The sequence below is a fragment of the Streptomyces sp. NPDC003035 genome, assembly GCF_042888285.1.
Classification (GTDB): Bacteria; Actinomycetota; Actinomycetes; order Streptomycetales; family Streptomycetaceae; genus Streptomyces.
The window spans coordinates 239912-258888 of sequence record NZ_JBIAPJ010000006.1; the positions used below are offsets into that span (position 1 = coordinate 239912).

The following is an 18977-nucleotide window of genomic DNA, read 5'->3' on the forward strand; positions in this document are numbered from 1 at the left end:
TGTGCCCGGCCCCCGCTGCGGCACTCCCCGCGACGGCGACGGTGGTCCGGCCACCATCCGGCGGCCCAGACGGGTGCCGGGTACACCTCGTGTCACGGACGCCCAGGCGAGACGGTTGAGGGGCAGCTGGAGGGAGCTGCAAAACCGTAGGCAGGAGTGTCGTGAGAACATCCGTCGCAACCAAGCACAGGACCCTTCTCGATCCACTGGGAATCCAGCACCGCACGGGAACCGGGCCCCAGCCCGCGGCGTACCGGAACGCGGTGGCCGACGATGTCTACGACGAGCTCTGCGCCACGCTCTTCTCCGGGTTCCCCCGGCGCGATCAGCGGCTGAAGGCGGAGCAGTATCTTCGGGGGCTGTTGACCGCGCAGGGCCGTAAGTCCATCCGTAACATCGCGGCGCAGATCGGCGGGCCGGCCGCCGAGCAGAGCCTGCACCACTTCATCTCCAGCTCCACCTGGGACTGGCGGCCCATGCGGGCCGCGCTCGCCGGGTTCCTGGAGCAGAACAGCTGCCCGCAGGCGTGGGTGGTGCGGTCGATGCCGATACCGAAGGCCGGCGAGCACTCGGTGGGCGTGGACCGCCGGTTCGACCCCGAGCGTGGGCAGGTCTTCCGGGGCCAGCAGGCGTTCGGTGTGTGGTTCGCCGCCGAGGAGCTGAGCGTGCCGGTCAACTGGCGCCTGTTCCTGCCCGATCCGTGGGTGAACGACCGGACCCGGCGTGACCGGGCGGAGGTTCCGGAGGGCGCGGGCGAGGAGACGCTGGAGGAGTGCGCGGTCGCGGCGGCGCTCGACACGGCGCGCTGGCAGGACGTCAGCCGCAAGCCGCTGCTGCTCGACATCCGGGGTGGCGCGGGGCGGGCGGCGCTGAACCGGCTGGCCGGTGCGGGAGTTCCGGTCGTCGCCCGGATCGGCGCGACGTGCCGGCTCGCGGTCGCGGACCGGTCGCTGCCCGGCTTCGGCGCCGGGCCGCTGCCGGCCCAGCAGATCCTGGAGTCGCTCAAGAGCCTGCGCCGGCCGGTGGGCTGGCTGGACACCGCGTCCGGCGCGCGGACCTCGCGTACGTCGCTGGCCACGGTGGTACGGGTCGCGCTGCCGGCGCCCGCGGGGGAACGCATGCGTCCGCTGCTGCTGCTCGGCGAGTGGGACGACCCGCGGCGGCCCCCGGCCCGGCTGTGGATCACGGACCTGACCGGCTCGACGGTCGGCTCGCTGCTGCGCCTGACGAAGCTGGCGGGGCGGGTGGAGCGCGACTTCACCCAGGTCGGGGAGGGGGCGGGTCTACGGGACTTCGTGGGCCGCTCGTTCCGCGGCTGGCACCGTCACATCACCCTGGCCTCGGCGGCCCACGCGGCGACGGTCCTGGCGACGGACTGGGACGCGGCGTACGGCTCGACCGGCTGACACCGGCCGGGGCGGGGGCGCGCCACGGGCCCCCCGCCCCGGCGGGTCACGACACCATCGGGCGGGCCCGGTGCTCGGCGGGACGAGCGGGTTCGGGGCCGGTCCGTTCCGGGCCAGGACAGGTCCGTTCCGCAGCCGCGCCGGCCGATTCCGGAGCCGGGTGACCGGGGCCGGAATCGCACCGGCCGGGTCCGGAGCCGGGCGACCAGGTTCGGGAGCCACACCGGCCTATTCCGGGGTCGGGCGGGTCCGTTCCGGGGTCGCGGCGGTCGGTTCCGGGGTTGGGCGGGTCGTCTCCGTGCCGCGTTGTTGGGCCAGGACGTCGCGGGTGCGCTGGAGGCGGAGTGCCAGCTGGACCTCCAGGACCTGGCCCGGCTTCTGCCATTCCGCGCCGAGGAGTTCGCCGATCCGCTCCAGCCGGCGCGAGACCGTGTTCGGGTGGACGTGCAGCGCCTCCGCCGCGTTCGTCGGGCTGCCGCCCGAGGCGAAGTACGCCTCCAGCGTGCGCGTCAGATCGGTGAACCGTTCGGCGTCGTAGTCCAGTACGGGACCGATCGCCGACTCGATGAAGCCGTCCACGTCGTGGTCGTCGGAGAGCAGCAGCCCCAGGAACCCCAGGTCCTGCACGGACGCCGCCGACCCCGAACCGCCCAGCGCGCTCATCGCGTCCAGGCAGCGCATGGCCTCCAGGTACATCCGGCCCACACCGTCCGGGCTCCAGCCCGGGCCCGCCGCGGCGACCGAGACCGGGTGGCCGAGCAGCGGGGACAGCTCGCCGGAGACCGCGCGGGCGGCGGCCGAGGCGTCGAGCCCGGGCAGCAGCAGCACGAGACAGCCGCCCTGCACCGTCTTCAGGCCGGACATCCGGTACGCGTACGAGGACGCCCACACCACCGCCCGCCCCTGCTCCCCACCCTCCGGCCGGGCCACCACCAGGACGTGCGGCTTGCGCAGGTCGATGCCGAGGCGGCGGGCGCGCTGCACCAACTGCTGCGGAGGGGCGTGCTGCGGGTCGGCGAGCAGGTCGTCGAGGAGCTCGTCCCGGACCGGGCCCTCGGCGACGGCCGTGGAGCGCTGCATCAGGAGCAGGAACGCGACGGACTGCGCGGCCAGTTCGAGCAGCCTCTCGTCCTCCCCGGTCAGCCCGGTCGCCGCGCGCATCACCAGCACTCCGAGGTCCTCGGACCCCGCGATGACGGGCGCCACCCACGTGTTGTCGCCGGTCACGACGGGCCGGCGGCCGGCGTGCGCGTCCAGCGAGGCCTTCGCCACCGCCTCCTCGTCGAGGCCCGGGATGTCACCGCCGGAGGCGAGGCTACGGCCGCCCGGGTCGCGGATCACCACGGTGCCGTCGAGCGCGTCCCCCGCCGCCTTGGCCACGTTGCACAGGTCCCCTCCCGCGAGGACCAGGTTCATGATCCGGCTGTGCGCCTCGCTGACGTGCCGCATCCGGGTGAGGCTGGTCCGGGCCCGGGAGCTGTCCAGCTCCAGTTCGGTGACCTCGGCCCGGGTCTGGTCGAGGAGGCCGGCCTTCTCGATGGCGACGGCGGCGAGGTCGGCCAGGGAGGACATCAGCCCGATCTCGTCGGGGGTGTAGTGGCGGACCCGGCGATCGGCGCCGTACAGCGCGCCGACGGTGGTGTCGCCGCTGCGCAGGGGTACGGCGATGATGGCGTGCAGTCCCTCGGCCCGGACGACCTCGTCGACCGCCCGCGTGTGCGGGAACCGGTCGTCCTCCAGATAGTCGGGCGTCCAGGCCGGTTCGCCGCGGGTGTGCGCCTCGCCGCCGAGGCCGTGGCCGTCGAGGACGCGAAGGCCGGTGATGAGCCCGGTGTGGGAGCCCTCGGTGGTGTGGATGAACGAGGACCCGTTGGTGTCGCGCAGGCTGACGTACGCCATGTCGAAGCCGAGGAGCCGTTGGGCACGGCGGGTGATGACCCGGAGCAGGCTGTCGAGGTCGTACGGCAGTGTCAGGTCGCGGGCCGTGTCGACGAGGGCGGCGAGGCCGGCCTCGCGCTGCTCGCGGCGGTCGAACGAGGAGGAGATGCCGATGGCGAGGTGGACGGCCCGTTCGAGCCGGGCCAGTTCGGCTTCCGGGGCGCCCGCGCCGCGGGCCCGGCTGAGCAGGGATTCGTAACGGCCGGGTGGTGCCTGTTGGGCCAGCAGCTCCAGAACCGCGAGCGCGTCGGTCCCCCCGCCGCCGTCCGCGCCGTGCTTGGACATGTCCCAACCCCCGTTGTTGAGAGAAACCGGGAGCCCCGGAGGGAACCCGTACCGCTGGCCGAAACTAATTCGGCTCCGAGAGACGGTCAACGGTGACCTCGGCCACTTAGTTCCCGCCGCGTGCACGGGGTGGCGCGATCACCACCCGCTGCCGGGAGCGGTGTTGTGGGACCACCTTCCGCCCGGGGGGGGCGGGCGGAAGGTGGCCGACAGGGAGGCGGACGACCGGGACGGGGGACCCGGTGTCAGGCTCCCGGGGTGCGGAGAACGAGGCGGGTGCCGTGCGGGCCCACCGTCTCGATGCGGCGGTGGACCTCGGCGGCCTCGCTCAGCGGACGGACCTCGATCTCGCGCGGACGCAGCAGCCCGGCGGCGAGCAGGTGGTTGATCGCCTCGGCGGCCTCGGCCAGTTCGGCGGTGGTGGCGTGCGAGATGACGAAACCGGCGATCGAGCCGTCCTTCATGTAGAGCTGCCCGGCCGGCAGGACGGGCCGGCTGCGGGCGCCCGCGAGGAGCACGATCCGGCCCCGGTGGGCCAGCAGGTCCACGCTGTGCGCGAGGTCGTTGGTGCCGGAGGCGTCGAGATACGCGTCGACGCCGTCCGGGGCCGCCTTCCGGATCAGCTCGTACGCGGCGGGATCGGTGTAGTCGAAGACCTCCGCCGCGCCCAGCGAGGCGACGTACGCCGCGTCCCGCTGCCGGGCCGTGGCGATCACCCGGGCGCCCGCCCATACGGCGAGGGTGACCATCGCGCTGCCCACGTTGCCGGCCGCGCCCGCGATCAGCACCGTCTGCCCGGCCCGCACCCGGCCGTGCGTGAAGAGCCCGAGGTACGCGGTGGCCGCCGGGTGCACGACGGCGACGGCGGTCTCCGGGTCGACGCCCTCCGGAAGGTGGTAGAGCCGGTCGGCGGCGACCACGGCCTTCTCCGCCGCGGCGCCCTGACGCCCCTCGTGGCCCAGGCTGTTGCACCACACCAGGTCACCGGTGGTGAAACCGGTGACGCCCGCTCCGCTCTCCGCGACCCGGCCGACGAGATCGCGTCCGATCACGAAGGGAAAAGGCAGCGGAGTGCTGAACAGTCCGGAACGGACGAACGTGTCGACCGGATTGACCGTGGTGGCCAGGACGTCGACCAGAACATCCGTGGGCCCGGGGCGAGGTTCGGCCAGTTCTCCGTATTGAATCGCGTCCGGCGGTCCGAGCTCTTCGATGTAGGCAGCGCGCATACCCGGATACTGGCAGGGCCGTTCCCGCATTTCGCCCGCGGGCACCATGATGTGTCAACTCGGAGCGGTCGGGCGACTTTACGGTCCTACGCTGACGCTCATGGAATTGACAATGACCGATCTGACACCCGACGACCCCGCCCTCGTGACCGACGTCGGCCCCCTGGTCCGGGCCCTGCGCCCCGGCCTGGACGCCGACGGCTTCCTGGAGTTCGCGACCGCGGCCCACCGTCAGGGCCTGGTCTTCACCGCCGCCCACGACGCGGCGGGCCGCTGCCTGGGCGTGGCCTCGCACCGCGTACTGGCCACCAGCCGGGGCCGGTTGCTCTTCGTCGACGACCTCGTCACCGCGCCCGCCGCCCGCTCGGCCGGGGTGGGCGCCCGCCTGCTCGACGCCCTGCGGGAGCGGGGCCGACGGGCCGGGTGCGTACGGATGGAACTCGACACGGGCACGGGCAACCATGGCGCACAACGCTTCTACCACGCACAGCGGATGAACATCGTGGCCCTGCACTACGCCGTGGAACTGGCCTGACAGGCCCGGACTTGACGGACCCTGAATCGCTTCGTTGACCCTTCCCCGGGCGCTCAGCAGTATCCCCTTCCGAGAACTGCGAAGAGTATCTCCATTCTCCGTCCGCCCTTCTTCACCCGCACTTTTCCGCGGGAGCGGCCCGAATTCGCCTTGCCGATCTCTGCCGGACTCGGCATTTCTACTGACGAAAGCCTGGGGACATGCTGCTGCAGCGCATTGGAAACCGTGGAATCCGGCTGGGCACGCTGTTCGAGCGAGCGGCGTCCCGGCACCCCGCGAACGTGGTGATCCTCGACCACGACCTCGACATCGCGCCCGGCCTCGGGCGCCGTACGACGGTCGCGGAGATCGCCGACCTGATCGACGACTTCGCGTCCCGGCTGTGGGCGGCGAAGGTGCGCCCCGGCGAGCGGGTCGTCGTCTACAAGTCCGACGGCTTCGACATCACGCTGCTGTCCTGCGCCATCGCCCGCATCGGGGCCGTACCGGTGCTCCTCTCGCCGAAGCTGGACGGCGCCACGGCCGCGGAGCTGGTACGCCGCACGGACCGGCCGTTCCTGCTCACGGACGCGGCGAAGCTGGAGAAGGAGCTGCCGGCCGAGGTCTTCGAGCTGGCCGGGAAGGTGCTCCTGGCCTCCGGCAGCCACGAGGGCGCCACGGAGCTGGCCGGACTCGCCGGCGTGCCCCGGGTGCCCGCCGTGACCATGCCGCCCGAGCACCCGACGCTGATCACCCACACCTCCGGCACCACGGGCACGCCCAAGCTGGCCGTGCACACCGGCCGTACGCTGCAGGCCCGTTACCGGCCGCAGATCTCCGCCGTCGCGCCGCTGATCCGCGGCCGCGAGACCATCGCGATGCACGTGTCGTTCGTGCACTCGCGGCTCTTCACCGCGCTCGCGATCTCCCTCTTCCGGGGCTTCCCGATCATCGTGCTCGCGGACCCGGACCCCAAGCAGGCGGCCGACCTCTTCGCCCGGCTGAAGCCCGGCATCCTGGAGGCGCACCCCAACTCCTTCATGGAGTGGGAGGAGCTGGCGCGCGACCCGCGCGGGCCGCTGTCCAACGTGAAGCTGTTCTCCTCCACGTTCGACGCGATCCACCCGCGGACCGTGCACACCCTGCTGCGCGCCACGAAGCGACGCGCGCCGCTCTTCGGCCAGCTGTACGGGCAGAGCGAGGTCGGCCCGGCCGTGGTCCGCGCCTTCACCCGGCGCCGCTCGCTCGACGACGACGGGCGCTGCGTCGGCCGTCCCTTCCCCGGCATGACGGACGTACGGGTGGTGAGCCGGGACGGCAAGGAGCCCTCGCCGGAGAACCCGGGCTACATCGAGGTGCGCAGCGACGGCAGGATCGTCACCTACCTCGGCGAGCAGGAGCGGTACGACCAGCAGGTGTCCGCGGACGGCTGGTGGCGGATGGGCGATGTCGGCTACCGCACCAAGTGGGGCTGCGTGCACCTGCTCGACCGGGAGGTCGACCTGATCGAGGGCTTCGGCTCGACGCTCGCCGCCGAGGACACGCTCTTCGGGAAGCTGCCGGAGCTGGCCGAGGTCATCATCATTCCGGGCAGCGACGGCCGGGCCGTCCCGGTGGTGTGCACGAAGAACGACCGCCCGCTGGACCCGGCGGCCTGGAAGGCGGCGGCGGCCGCGCTGCCGCCCATGGCGGAGCCCGTCCAGTGGCGGCTCGGCGAGCTGCCGCAGACCGCCACCACCAAGATCAAGCGGCTGGAACTGGCGCGCCTGCTCGCCGCCGGCACCTCGCCGGCCGCCGGGGAGCGCGCATGAACGACTCACACGCGGAGTACTGCGTGGTCGGCGCCGGGCCGCGCGGCCTGTCGGTCCTGGAGCGCATCTGCGCCAACGAGCGGATCGCGCCCACCCACCGGACTCTGACCCTCCATGTCGTCGACCCCGCCGCTCCCGGCGCCGGGGCGGTGTGGCGGACGGAGCAGTCCCGGCACCTGCTGATGAACACGGTCGCCTCGCAGGTGACGGTGTACACCGACGACAGCGCCCGGATCGAGGGGCCGGTCGAGCCCGGTCCCAGCCTCTACGAGTGGGCGCGGGAACTCGCGGCGCTCGCCGTTCTCACCAAGGACGGCGCGGAGACGTTCGGCACGGGCACCGAGGGGACGGGCGCCGAGGGGACGGGCGCCGACGGGTACGACGCGGCGACCCTGGAGGAGGCGCGGCGGCTCGGCCCGGACTCGTACCCCTCCCGGGCCTTCTACGGCCGGTATCTGCACGACTCCTTCCAGCGGGTGGTGGCCCGCGCGCCCGCTCACATCACGGTGCGCGTGCACCGTTCGCGGGCGGTCGCGATGGCCGACACCCACGGGGTGCCGGGCGGACCGCAGGGCGTACGGCTGGAGGACGGCACCCGGCTCAACCACCTCGACGGGGTCGTCCTCGCGCAGGGCCATGTGCCGGCCCGGCTGACGGCCCGCGAGGCCCGCACGGCGAGCCTGGCCCGGATCCACAACCTGCGCTACATCACGCCGGCCAACCCGGCGGACCTGGACCTGAGCGGCATCGAGCCCGGCGAGCACGTGCTGCTGCGCGGTCTCGGGCTCAACTTCTTCGACCACATGGCGCTGTTCACGGCCGGGCGGGGCGGGGTCTTCGAGCGGCGCGACGGCCGCCTGGTGTACCGCGCGTCGGGGCGGGAGCCCAAGCTGTTCGCGTCCTCCCGGCGCGGGGTGCCGTACCACGCGCGCGGCGAGAACCAGAAGGGCGCGTACGGGCGCCATCTGCCGCAGCTGCTGACCCCGGAGTTCGTCGCCCGATTGCGGGCCAGGAACCTCGACGGCGAGCGAAGCGAGATGGGGGTCCCCCCGGCCGGAGGCTGGGGGAGGGTGAACTTCGCGCAGGACCTGTGGCCGCTGATCTCGCGGGAGGTGGAGAGCGTCTACTACGGCACGCTCCTGGACTCCCTGGGGCGCGGGGCCGAACGCGAGGAGTTCACCACCCGGTACCTGGCCGAGGCCGAGGAGTCCGACCGGGCCGCGTTGGTCGCCTCGTACGGCATCGAGGAGCCCCGCCGCTGGGACTGGGAGAAGCTGTCACGGCCGTACGGCGAGCGGGAGTTCACCGGCCGGGACGACTTCCGGGCGTGGCTGCTGCGCCATCTGGAGCAGGACGTGGCCGAGGCGCGGGCGGGCAATGTGGACGGCCCGCTCAAGGCGGCGCTCGACGTGCTGCGGGACCTGCGCAACGAGGTCCGGCTCGCCGTCGACCACGGCGGCCTGGAGGGCAACTCGCACCGGGACGACCTGGAGGGCTGGTACACCCCGCTCAACGGCTTCCTGTCGATCGGCCCGCCGGTCTCCCGTATCGAGGAGATGATCGCGCTGATCGAGGCGGGGGTCCTGGAGGTCACCGGTCCCGGTACGCAGATCCGGCTCGACGCGGCGGCGCCGTCGTTCGTGGCCGCGTCGGAGACCGTGCCGGGGCCGCCCGTACGGGCCACGGTGCTGATCGAGGCCCGGCTGCCCGAGCCGGACCTGCGGCGCACGGAGGATCCGCTGCTGCTGCACCTGCTGGGCACCGACCAGGCGGCGCCGTACCGGATCGCCGGTTCCTGCGGGACGAGTTACGAGACCGGGGGGCTGGCCGTCACCGAGCGGCCGTACCGGGTGGTGGACGGCCGGGGCCGCCCGCATCCGCGCCGGTTCGCGTACGGCGTGCCGACGGAGTCCGTGCACTGGGTGACCGCGGCCGGGATCCGGCCGGGCGTCGACTCGGTGACGCTCGGCGACTCGGACGCGATCGCCCGCGCCCTGTGCGCGCTGCCGCCGACGGCCCAGGTGCCGGCGGGTGTGCGGCCGGTGACGCGGGAGGCCACGACGGAGCTCGCCGGGGTGATCGTGTGACCCGGTCCTACGACGACGCGGGTCTCCTTTCGCCGGTGCGGGCCGGGACGCCCGCGGAGGCGGCGGTCGGCGACCGGGCGTGGCTGCAGGCCATGCTGGACGCCGAGGCGGCGCTGGTCCGGGCGCAGGCGCGGCTCGGTACGGTCCCGGAGTGGGCGGCGCGGGCCGTCTCCAACGCGGCGCGCGCGGAGCGCCTGGACGTCCGCGCCCTGGCACTGGCGGCCCGCGAGACGGCGAACCCGGTCGTCGGCCTGGTGCAGGCGCTGACGCGGGTGGTCGCGGCGGAGGAGCCGGCGGCGGCGGAGTACGTCCACCGGGGCTCGACGAGCCAGGACATCTTCGACACCGGTGCGATGCTGGTCGCGGACCGGGCGCTGCGACTGATCCGGGCGGATGTGTCCCGCACGGCGACGGCGCTGGCGTCGCTGGCCGAACGCCACCGCGACACCCTGGTCGCGGGCCGCACCCTGACGCTCCACGCCGTCCCGACGACCTTCGGCCTGAAGGCGGCGGGCTGGCGCGAGCTGCTGCTGTCGGCGGAGGAGCGGCTGGCCCGTGTCCAGGAGTCCCTGCCGGTCTCCCTGGGCGGGGCGGCGGGGACGCTGGCGGGGTACGTGGAGTACGCGAGGCCGGCGGCGCCGACGCCGGTCGACGACCCGACGCACCCGGCCGGCCCGGCCGCCCGGACGGCGGACGAAGATGCCGGCGCGACCACCCGGACGGCGGAGGAAGGTGCCGGTGCGACCGCCCGGACGGCGGAGGAAGGTGCCGGTGCGACCGCCCGGACGGCGGAGGAAGGTGCCGGTGCGGTCGGCCGGGTCACCGGCGGTGGTCCGGGCGGCGCCGACGGTGACTTCGACGCCGGGGCGTACGTCGAGCGGCTCGGTGCCGCCTTCGCCGAGGAGACCGGGCTTGCGACCACGCTGCTTCCGTGGCACGCGCTGCGGGCCCCCGTCGCCGATCTCGCGTACGCGCTGGCGTTCGCGACCGGGGCGCTCGGGAAGCTCGCGATCGACGTGCAGTCGCTCGCGCGGACCGAGGTCGGGGAGGTCGCCGAGCCGTCGGGCGGGGCCGGGCGGGGGGCGTCGTCGGCGATGCCGCACAAGCGCAACCCGGTGCTGGCCACGCTCATCCGGTCCGCCGCGCTCCAAGTACCCGCCCTCGCGGGCGCTTTGGCGCAGTGCCTCGTCACGGAGGACGAGCGGTCCGCCGGGGTGTGGCATGCCGAGTGGCAGCTGCTGCGGGAGTGCCTGCGGCTGACGGGCGGCGCCGCGCACACGGCCGTCGAGCTGGCCGAGGGCCTGGAGGTGCGCGCCGACCGGATGCGGGAGAACCTCGCGCTCACCGGGAGCCGGATCGTCTCCGAGCGGATCGCGGCCGTCCTCGCGCCCCGCCTGGGGAAGGCCGCCGCGAAGGAGCTGCTCACCTGGGCGTCGGTGACGGCGGACCGGGACGGCCGCCCGCTGCCCGAGGTCCTCGCGGAGGCCCCGGAGCTCGCCGGCGTCATGGACCGGGCCGAGGCCGACGCGCTGTGCGACCCGGCCGCCTACACGGGCGTGGCGGGGCCGCTGGTGGACCGGGCGCTGAAGGGCGCGCCGTGAGCACCCACGACCCCCAGCCGTCCCGGTCCCGATCCCGTTCCCGGTGGATCGAGGACTGGGACCCCGAGGACGTCCGCTTCTGGGAGGCGCGCGGGAAGCGGATCGCGCGGCGGAACCTCGCGCTGTCCATCGCTTCCGAGCACATCGGCTTCTCCGTCTGGAGCATGTGGTCGGTCCTCGTCCTCTTCATGTCCCCACGCATCGGCCTGCCGTTCACGCCCGGCGAGAAGTTCCTCCTCGTCGTCACTCCCACCCTTGTCGGCGCGGCGCTGAGGCTCCCGTACAGCCGTGCCGTCACCCGCTTCGGCGGCCGCAACTGGACCGTGTGCGCGACCGCCGTCCTGCTCGTCCCCGCCTCCGCGGCCGCGTACTTCGTGCAACGCCCCGGCACCCCCCTGTGGGTGTTCCTCGTCATCGGCGCGCTCGGCGGTGTCGGCGGCGGCAACTTCGCCTCCTCGATGACGAACATCACCGCCTTCTTCCCGCAGCGCCACCAGGGCTGGGCCCTCGGGCTCAACGCGGGCGGCGGCAACCTCGGGGTCGCCGTCGTCCAGCTCCTCGGCCTGCTCGTCATCGCCACCGCGGGCGACACCCACCCCGCCTACGTCGCCGCGTTCTACCTCCCCCTCATCGTCTGCGTCGCGCTCCTCGCCGCGCTGCGGATGGACAACCTGGCGGTGGTACGGAGCGACAAGGGCGCCCAGCGCGAGGCCCTGCGCACCCCGCACACCTGGTGGATCTCGCTGCTCTACATCGGCACGTTCGGTTCGTTCATCGGGTACGGCTTCGCCTTCGGCCTGGTCCTGCAGACGCAGTTCGGCTCCACCCCGCTCGAAGCGGCCTCGTACACGTTCCTCGGCCCGCTGCTCGGTTCGCTCGCCCGCCCCTTCGGCGGCCGGCTCGCGGACCGCTGGGGCGGGGCCCTGGTGACCGCGTGGACGTTCGTGGCGATGGCGGCCGGCACCGGCGGGCTGCTCCTCGCCTCCGCGCAGGGGTCGTTCGGGCTGTTCGTGGCCGGCTTCACCGTCCTGTTCGTGCTCACCGGGCTCGGCAACGGCTCCACGTACAAGATGATCCCGGCCGTCTTCGCCGAGCGGGCCGGCCGTGAGGTCACGGACGGCGGGGACGCCACGACGGCGTTCGCCCGCGCCAGGCGCCTCTCGGGGGCCGTGATCGGGATCGCGGGCGCCGTCGGCGCGCTCGGCGGTGTCGCGGTGAACCTGGCCTTCCGGGCGGCGTACGGCTCCGAGGGCGGCAGCGGCGCGCCCGCCTTCCTCGGCTTCCTCGGCTTCTACGCGCTGTGCGTGGCGGTCACCTGGGCGGTCTATCTGCGTCCCACCGGTACGCTCCGGCAGCTGGAAGCCCCGCCCGTACGACGTGGAGTCACCCGTGTCTGACCCCTGCTCCCGCACCGTCCATACGCACTGCCCGTACTGCGCGTTGCAGTGCGGTACGAAGCTCAGCCGCGCCCTCGGCGAGGTGTCCGTCGCCCCGTCCGCCTTCCCGGTCAACCAGGGCGGCCTGTGCCAGAAGGGCTGGACCGCGCCGGACGTGCTGACCGCGGCCGACCGGCTGCGGGAGCCGCTGGTGCGCGGCCGGGACGGGCGGCTCGCCCCCGCCGACTGGGACGCCACCCTCGACCTGGTCGCGGGGCGGCTGCGGGAAATCCGGCGGGAGCACGGCCCGGACGCGGTCGGCGTCTTCGGCGGCGGCGGGCTCACCAACGAGAAGGCGTATCTGCTGGGCAAGTTCGCCCGGCTCGCGCTGCGCACCAGCCGGATCGACTACAACGGCCGCTTCTGCATGTCCTCCGCCGCGGCCGCCACCAACGCCGCCTTCGGCGTCGACCGGGGCCTGCCCTTCCCGGTCACCGATCTCGGGCGGGCGGACGTGGTGCTGCTCGCGGGGGCGAATCCCGCCGAGACGATGCCGCCGCTGATGCGCCATCTGGACCGGGCCGCGCTGATCGTCCTCGACCCGCGCCGCACCCCGACCGCCGAGCGGGCCGCGCTGCATCTGCGGCCGGCCCCCGGCACCGATCTCGCCCTGGCACTCGGCCTGCTGCAGCTGACGGTGCTCGACGGGCGGCTCGACCACACCTTCGTACAGGAGCGGACGAACGGTTTCGAGGCCGCCTGGCAGAGGGCGCTGCCCTGGACGCCGGAGCGGACCGAGCGGGTGACCGGGGTGCCGGTCGCGGACCAGCGGGAGGCGGTGCGGCTTCTCGCCGACGCCCGGCGGGCGTACGTCCTGACGGGGCGCGGCGCGGAACAGCACAGCAAGGGCGCCGACACGGTCTCCGCGTTCGTCAACCTGGCGCTCGCGCTGGGGCTCCCGGGCCGGGAGGGCAGCGGTTACGGCTGTCTGACCGGCCAGGGCAACGGACAGGGCGGCCGTGAACTGGGCCAGAAGGCGGACCAGCTGCCCGGCTACCGGATGATCACCGACCCCGCGGCGCGGGAGCACGTGGCAGGCGTGTGGGGCGTGGACGCCGCGTCCCTGCCCGGGCCCGGACCCAGCGCGTACGAACTCCTCGACTCCCTGGGGACCGCCCACGGGCCGCGCGCCCTGCTCGTGTTCGGCTCCAACCCGGTGGTCTCCGCCCCGCACGCCGGGCACGTCACCGAGCGCCTCGCGGCCCTCGATCTGCTGGTGGTGGCGGACTTCGTCCCCTCCGAGACCGCGCGGATGGCGGATGTCGTCCTGCCGGTGACCCAATGGGCCGAGGAGGAAGGCACGTTGACAAACCTGGAGGGACGGGTGCTGCGCCGACGGGCGCTGCTCGATCCGCCGACCGGGGTACGGAGCGACCTGGAGGTGCTGCGCGGGCTCGCGGTACGGCTCGGGGAGCCGGCCGAGCGGTATCCGGCCCGGCCCCGGGAGGTGTTCGAGGAGCTGCGGCGCGCCACGGAGGGCAGCCGGGCGGACTACTCCGGGGTGAGCTACGAACGGCTCGACGCGGGCGAGGCGCTGTACTGGCCGTGCCCGGCGGTGCCGGCGGGGCCCGCGCATCCGGGCACGCCCCGGCTCTTCCTGGACGGTTTCGCGCATCCGGACGGGCGGGCCCGCTTCCTGCCGGTCGAGCACCGCGACTCCGCCGAACTGCCCGGCGCCGATCTCCCGTTGTACGCGACGACCGGGCGGGTTCTGGCCCACTACCAGTCCGGGGCGCAGACCCGGCGGGTGGCGCGCCTGAACGAGGCCGAGCCGGAGCCGTATGTGGAGATCCACCCCGACGCGGCCCGGCGGGCGGGCGTGGAGGCGGGCGGGCTCGCCCGGGTGGTGTCGGCGCGGGGCTCCGTGGTGGCGCGGGTGCGCCTGGTGGAGAGCCTGCGGACGGACACGGTGTTCCTGCCGTTCCACTTCCCTGGGGAGGGGCGGGCGAACCTGCTCACCGGAGGGGCGCTCGACCCGCGCAGCGGCATGCCGGAGTTCAAGGTGAGCGCGGTACGGATAGAACCGGCGCGGGATCCCGTGAGCGCCGTCCGGGGCGAGCCGGTACAGGCTCCGGTGACCGCGTGACGGGGCGGATCCTGGTCGTCGGCAACGGCCTCGCCGCGCACCGGCTGACCGCACGTCTCGCGGTGCTCGGGCACGACGGCCCGGTCACCGTCCTGGGCGCCGAGCCGCATCCCGCGTACCAGCGCACCCTGCTCGGTCCGGTCCTCGCCGGCAGCCTGCCCCCGGGCGCGCTGACGCTGCCGCCGCCACCGGCGGGGGTGCGGGTACGGACGGGCCTGAAGGCCCTCGCGATCGACCGGGAGCGGCGGACCGTGCGGTGCGCCGACGGGACGCGCCTCGGCTACGACACGCTGGTCCTGGCGACCGGGGCGCGGCCGTCCGGCGACGTGCACACCCTGGCCGACTGCACCCGCCCGGTACGCGGCAGGGTGGCCGTGATCGGCGGGGGCGTCCTGGGCGTGGAGACGGCGACGGCGCTGCGCGGGCGCGGGCACCGCGTGGTCCTGGCGCATTCCGGCCCGTACCCGATGCACCACCATCTGGACGAGGTCGCCGGGCAGTTGGTCGCCGCCCGGCTCGAGTCGTGCGGGATCGAGCTGCGGCTCGGCGCGTACGTCGCGGCGAACGACACACTCGGCGCCGACACCGTCCTGCGGTGCACCGGCACCGCTCCGGAGACCACCCTGGCCGAGCAGGCCGGTCTGACGGTCCGGCGCGGCATCGTCGTCGACGACCGCCTGTGCACGAGCGACCCCTCGATCCGGGCGATCGGCGCCTGTACGGACACCCCGGACCTCGTCGGCGCGCTGGCCCAGGCGGAGACCCTGGCCACCGTCCTGACGGGCGGCGACGCCTCCTGCGTCCCCGCTCCCCCGATCGTCCGGCCGCGGATCCCGGGCCTGGACGTCGTGTGCCTAGGGGGTGTCTTGTCGATCAGGCCGGATCAGGGAGCGGGGTCTGGTGCCGTGGATCGCAAGGCGGAGGAGGGAGACAACGCGGAGCGTTGGCGACCGACGACAACGCGGCGAGGCGCGGCACCAGGGCACGCGAGCCCGGCAAGATCGGCAAGACACCCCCTAGGTCCGCGCGGGTGGGCGGCGGAGCGGGCGGAGAGCGATGAGGTCGTGACGTTCTCCGACCCCGCGCGGGGACGGTACGCGCGGATCGAGATCACGGAGCGGAAGGTGACACGGGCCGTGCTGGTCGGCATGCCCGAAGGGATCGCGGCCGTGACCCAGCTGTACGACCAGGGCCGCCCTGTCCCCGCCGACCGGCTCGCGCTCCTGCTCGGCCTCAGGGGCGGGGCCGGCGCGGGCGCCGGGGGTGCGGGGGGTGATCCCGCCGCACTGGCCGACGAGGCCGTGCTCTGCCACTGCAACAACGTCAGCAAGGGGGCCGTCGTGAGGTCCTGGCAGGACGGTGCGCGGGATGTCGGGGCGGTGGCCGCGGCGACCCGGGCGACCACCGGCTGCGGCGGCTGCGCCGACGCGGTCCGCGCGGTGTGCGCCGCGCTGCGCGTACCGGAGGGCGTCGCATGAGGCGCCGGACTCTGGTCGTCGCCGGCTACGGGCCCGTCGGGCATCGGCTCGTCACGGAGCTGCGCACCCTGGACCGGACCGACGGATGGCGGGTGGTCGTGCTCGGGGAGGAACCGCGCGGGGCCTACGACCGGGTCGCGCTCTCCTCCCTCGTCTCCGGTCCGACGCCGGCCGATCTCGCGCTGCCCGCCCCCGACTCCCTGGTGGACGTGCGCCTTTCGACGACCGTGACCGGCATCGACCGGGAGCGGCGGACCGTGCGGTGCGCCGACGGGACGCGCCTCGGCTACGACGCGCTGGTCCTGGCCACCGGCTCCCGGCCGTTCGTCCCGCCCGTGCCCGGCCACGACCGGCCGCACTGCTTCACGTACCGCACCGTCGAGGACGTCGACGCGATCCGTGCCGCCGCCCGCGCCGGGCGTCCCGGCCGCCCCGGTGTGGTCATCGGCGGCGGGCTGCTCGGCCTGGAGGCCGCCGGCGCGCTGCGGCACCTCGGGATGCGCCCGCACGTGGTGGAGGCCGCCCCCCGCCTGATGCCGCTCCAGGTGGACGCGGGTGGTGGCCGGCTGCTCGCCTCGCTGGTGCGGGACCTCGGTGTCGAGGTGCACTGCGGGGCGACGACCGTGTCCGTGGAGGCGGATCGGGTGCGGCTCGCGGACGGTACGGAGATCGAGGCCGACCTCGTCGTCTTCTCCGCCGGGATACGGCCCCGCGACGAGCTCGCGGCGGGCGCGGGGCTGGCGACCGGCGAACGCGGCGGGTTCCTCGTCGACGACCGGCTGCGGACGGCGGACGAGCGGATCTGGGCGGTCGGCGAGTGCGCCGCCGTCGAGGGCCGCTGCCACGGGCTCGTCGCCCCCGGCCTGCGGATGGCCGCCTCCGTGGCCCGACAGCTCCTCGGCCTCGAGCGGACGCCGTTCACGGACAGCGGCGGGCCGACGCGGCTCAAGCTGCTGGGCATCGGGGTCTCGGGCTTCGGCGACATCCATGCCCGCACCGAGGGCGCCATCGAGTTCCGCGAGGCCGACCGCGCCGGCCGCCGCTACCGGAAGCTGGTCCTGGCGCCGGACGGACGGACTGTGCTCGGCCGGGTGGAGGTCGGCGCGGCGGGCCCCTGACACATTCCGAGCCACACAGACAGCGGCGCCGCCCGGTACTGGGCGGCGCCACTGGTCGTAACGAGGGTCGCGACCCTCACCTCATCCCACCGTCTGCACCGCGCCGCCCTTGACCAGACCGCCGAGCATCGACGCCACGATCCGCGGGCCGCTCTGGGTCAGGACGGACTCGGCGTGGAACTGCATCGACGCGAAGTGCGCGCCGCGCAGTGCGTGCACCTCGCCGGTCTCCGGGTCCCGGCTGATCTCCACCGCGCCGAACTCCGGGTGCAGCAGACGGTCGGCCTCGCTACGCGCGGCGAAGGTGTTGTAGAACCCGACCCGCTCCCGCGCGCCGAAGAGGTCGATCTCCTTCTGGACGCCCTGGTTGGGCACGTCCCGGCGGGTGAGGTCCAGGCCGAGGCGCAGGCTGAGGACCTGGTGGCTGAGGCAGACCGCGAGGAACGGCCGGCGTTCGCGCAGCAGGTCCGCGACGGCCTCCCGCAGGTGCGCGATCTTGGGGTGCCCGGCCTCGCGCGGATCGCCCGGCCCGGGGCCCATGATGACGAGGTCGTAGCCCTCGAAGGCGTACTCCTCGTCGAAGCGGCGGACCGTCACCTCGGGGCCCAGCGCCCGCACCTGCTGGCCGATCATCGAGGTGAAGGTGTCCTCGGCGTCGACGATCAGGACGTGCTGCCCGGCGAGGACCGGGTCGGGCCGGCCGCGGCCCGAGCCCTCCGCCAGCCAGAAGTCGGCGATGGTGGCGTTGCGCCGCTCCAGCGCCTCCCGCACGCGCGGATGGGCGCGGAAGCGGGAGCCTCCGTCGTCCTGGAGGGCGGAGAGCAGCCCGGCGGCCTTGGCGCGGGTCTCGGCGACCTCCGACGCGGGGTCGGAGTGGCGCACCAGGGTCGCGCCCACGCCGATGGAGACCCGTCCGTCCGCGTCGATGTCGGCGGTACGGATGAGGATGGCGGAGTCCATGGACCGGCCACCGAGCGCGTCCCGGCCGATGAGGGCGACGATCCCGCTGTAGTAACCCCGGCCCCGCGGCTCGTACTTGGCGATCACCTTGCAGGCGCTCTCCAGCGGCGAGCCCGTCACCGTCGGGGCGAACAGGGTCTCGCGCAGGATCTCGCGCGGGTCGCGGTCGGTCTGGCCCTCGATGAAGTACTCGGTGTGGGCGAGCCGGGCCATCTCCTTGAGGTACGGCCCGACGACCCGGCCGCCGCCCTCGCAGATCCGGGCCATCATCTTCAGCTCCTCGTCGACGACCATGTACAGCTCGTCGGCCTCCTTGCGGTCGGCGAGGAAGTCGAGGACGCCGGGGAGGGTGGGGCCGGAGGCCGGATAGCGGTACGTACCGCTGATGGGGTTCATCACGGCGGTGCCGTCGGCGAGGCTGACGTGCCGCTCGGGGGACGCTCCGACGAAGGTGCGCTCCCCGGTGTGGATGAGGAAGGTCCAGTACGCGCCCGACTCGCGCTCCAGGAGCCGGCGGAAGAAGGTCAGCGCGCTGCCGGGGCCGAAGTCGGTGATCTCGGTGGTGAAGGAGCGGCGGATGACGAAGTTGGCGCCCTCGCCCGTGCCGATCTCGTCGGCGACGACACGGCGCACGATTTCGGCGTACGCGTCGTCGTCGACGTCGAAGCCGCCGCCGTCGGCGAGGGTGATCGGGACGTCGGGGATCGCGGCCAGGACGGTGTCGAGCGGGACGGTGGTCTGCTCGGTGACGCTCATCGCGATGAGGGGGGCGCCGTCGTCGGTCCGGTCGTAGCCGCGCTCGCCGATCTGGCGGTACGGGACGACGGCGAGGACCTCGTGCCGCCCGGCGCCCCCGGCGCCCGCGTCCTCCCGTACGGGAAGGTCGGCGAGGGTCGCGGGCAGCGAGATCTCGCCGGTCAGCAGGTCGAGCGCGCCGGGGCCGGTGGTCTCGGGCCGGTGCAGCACGGCGAAGGCGGGCGGGTTCGGGCCGAGGATCCGGCTCAGCAGGTCGGTCGGGGTCACTGTGC

The 18977-nt window shown here is 74.2% G+C and carries 12 protein-coding genes; 9 read left to right on the forward strand and 3 right to left on the reverse strand.

Features of this window, described 5'->3' with window-relative positions:
- Positions 1 to 263: 263 nt before the first annotated feature.
- Positions 264 to 1406 carry a transposase gene (locus ACFYV5_RS20940; RefSeq protein WP_355115374.1) on the forward strand — a complete coding sequence of 381 codons (1143 nt, stop codon included), beginning with the start codon at positions 264 to 266 and terminating at the stop codon, positions 1404 to 1406.
- Between the two features lie 228 nt (positions 1407 to 1634).
- Here the strand turns inward: ACFYV5_RS20940 and ACFYV5_RS20945 are convergent, their stop codons facing one another.
- Positions 1635 to 3629 carry a helix-turn-helix domain-containing protein gene (locus ACFYV5_RS20945; RefSeq protein ID WP_389170462.1) on the reverse strand — a complete coding sequence of 665 codons (1995 nt, stop codon included), beginning with the start codon at positions 3627 to 3629 and terminating at the stop codon, positions 1635 to 1637.
- Positions 3630 to 3874: 245 nt separating this feature from the next.
- The gene (locus ACFYV5_RS20950; protein WP_389170465.1) at positions 3875 to 4858 is read right to left on the reverse strand and encodes an NADPH:quinone reductase; all 984 of its coding nucleotides are present in this window, start codon (positions 4856 to 4858) and stop codon (positions 3875 to 3877) included.
- A gap of 100 nt (positions 4859 to 4958) precedes the next feature.
- On the opposite strand from ACFYV5_RS20950, the gene ACFYV5_RS20955 reads away from it, so the two are divergent.
- The 8 genes from ACFYV5_RS20955 (at position 4959) to ACFYV5_RS20990 (ending at position 16989) form a co-directional block, all read left to right on the forward strand.
- On the forward strand, positions 4959 to 5393 hold the full coding sequence (locus ACFYV5_RS20955; protein WP_355115369.1) for a GNAT family N-acetyltransferase: 435 nt from the start codon (positions 4959 to 4961) through the stop codon (positions 5391 to 5393).
- Positions 5394 to 5593: 200 nt separating this feature from the next.
- A complete protein-coding gene (locus ACFYV5_RS20960; RefSeq protein ID WP_389170469.1) occupies positions 5594 to 7183 on the forward strand; it encodes a class I adenylate-forming enzyme family protein in 1590 nt (529 codons plus the stop codon).
- Positions 7180 to 9270 (forward strand): FAD/NAD(P)-binding protein, encoded by a 2091-nt coding sequence (locus tag ACFYV5_RS20965; protein WP_389170472.1) that lies wholly within the window; start codon positions 7180 to 7182, stop codon positions 9268 to 9270. The genes ACFYV5_RS20960 and ACFYV5_RS20965 overlap by 4 nt, the downstream gene beginning before the upstream one ends.
- Positions 9267 to 10871, forward strand: coding sequence for a lyase family protein (locus ACFYV5_RS20970; RefSeq protein WP_389170475.1), 1605 nt, complete (start codon positions 9267 to 9269; stop codon positions 10869 to 10871). Before ACFYV5_RS20965 ends, ACFYV5_RS20970 begins: the two co-directional genes overlap by 4 nt.
- Positions 10868 to 12268 (forward strand): MFS transporter, encoded by a 1401-nt coding sequence (locus tag ACFYV5_RS20975; RefSeq protein ID WP_389170478.1) that lies wholly within the window; start codon positions 10868 to 10870, stop codon positions 12266 to 12268. The genes ACFYV5_RS20970 and ACFYV5_RS20975 overlap by 4 nt, the downstream gene beginning before the upstream one ends.
- Positions 12261 to 14393, forward strand: a complete 2133-nt coding sequence (locus ACFYV5_RS20980) for a molybdopterin oxidoreductase family protein (RefSeq protein WP_389170481.1) — start codon at positions 12261 to 12263, stop codon at positions 14391 to 14393. Before ACFYV5_RS20975 ends, ACFYV5_RS20980 begins: the two co-directional genes overlap by 8 nt.
- Positions 14390 to 15871, forward strand: coding sequence for an FAD-dependent oxidoreductase (locus tag ACFYV5_RS20985; protein ID WP_389170484.1), 1482 nt, complete (start codon positions 14390 to 14392; stop codon positions 15869 to 15871). The genes ACFYV5_RS20980 and ACFYV5_RS20985 overlap by 4 nt, the downstream gene beginning before the upstream one ends.
- Positions 15868 to 16989 carry an NAD(P)/FAD-dependent oxidoreductase gene (locus ACFYV5_RS20990; RefSeq protein WP_389170487.1) on the forward strand — a complete coding sequence of 374 codons (1122 nt, stop codon included), beginning with the start codon at positions 15868 to 15870 and terminating at the stop codon, positions 16987 to 16989. The genes ACFYV5_RS20985 and ACFYV5_RS20990 overlap by 4 nt, the downstream gene beginning before the upstream one ends.
- Before the next feature lie 81 nt (positions 16990 to 17070).
- Here the strand turns inward: ACFYV5_RS20990 and ACFYV5_RS20995 are convergent, their stop codons facing one another.
- Positions 17071 to 18972, reverse strand: coding sequence for an anthranilate synthase family protein (locus tag ACFYV5_RS20995; RefSeq protein WP_389171090.1), 1902 nt, complete (start codon positions 18970 to 18972; stop codon positions 17071 to 17073).
- Between the last annotated feature and the right edge of the window lie 5 nt (positions 18973 to 18977).

Coding starts and splice junctions, on each gene's coding strand:
- ACFYV5_RS20945 (WP_389170462.1), bottom strand. CDS start 3,629: ATGTCCAAGCACGGCGCGGACGGCGGCGGGGGGACCGACGCGCTCGCG.
- ACFYV5_RS20950 (WP_389170465.1), bottom strand. CDS start 4,858: ATGCGCGCTGCCTACATCGAAGAGCTCGGACCGCCGGACGCGATTCAA.
- ACFYV5_RS20955 (WP_355115369.1), top strand. CDS start 4,959: ATGGAATTGACAATGACCGATCTGACACCCGACGACCCCGCCCTCGTG.
- ACFYV5_RS20960 (WP_389170469.1), top strand. CDS start 5,594: ATGCTGCTGCAGCGCATTGGAAACCGTGGAATCCGGCTGGGCACGCTG.
- ACFYV5_RS20965 (WP_389170472.1), top strand. CDS start 7,180: ATGAACGACTCACACGCGGAGTACTGCGTGGTCGGCGCCGGGCCGCGC.
- ACFYV5_RS20990 (WP_389170487.1), top strand. CDS start 15,868: ATGAGGCGCCGGACTCTGGTCGTCGCCGGCTACGGGCCCGTCGGGCAT.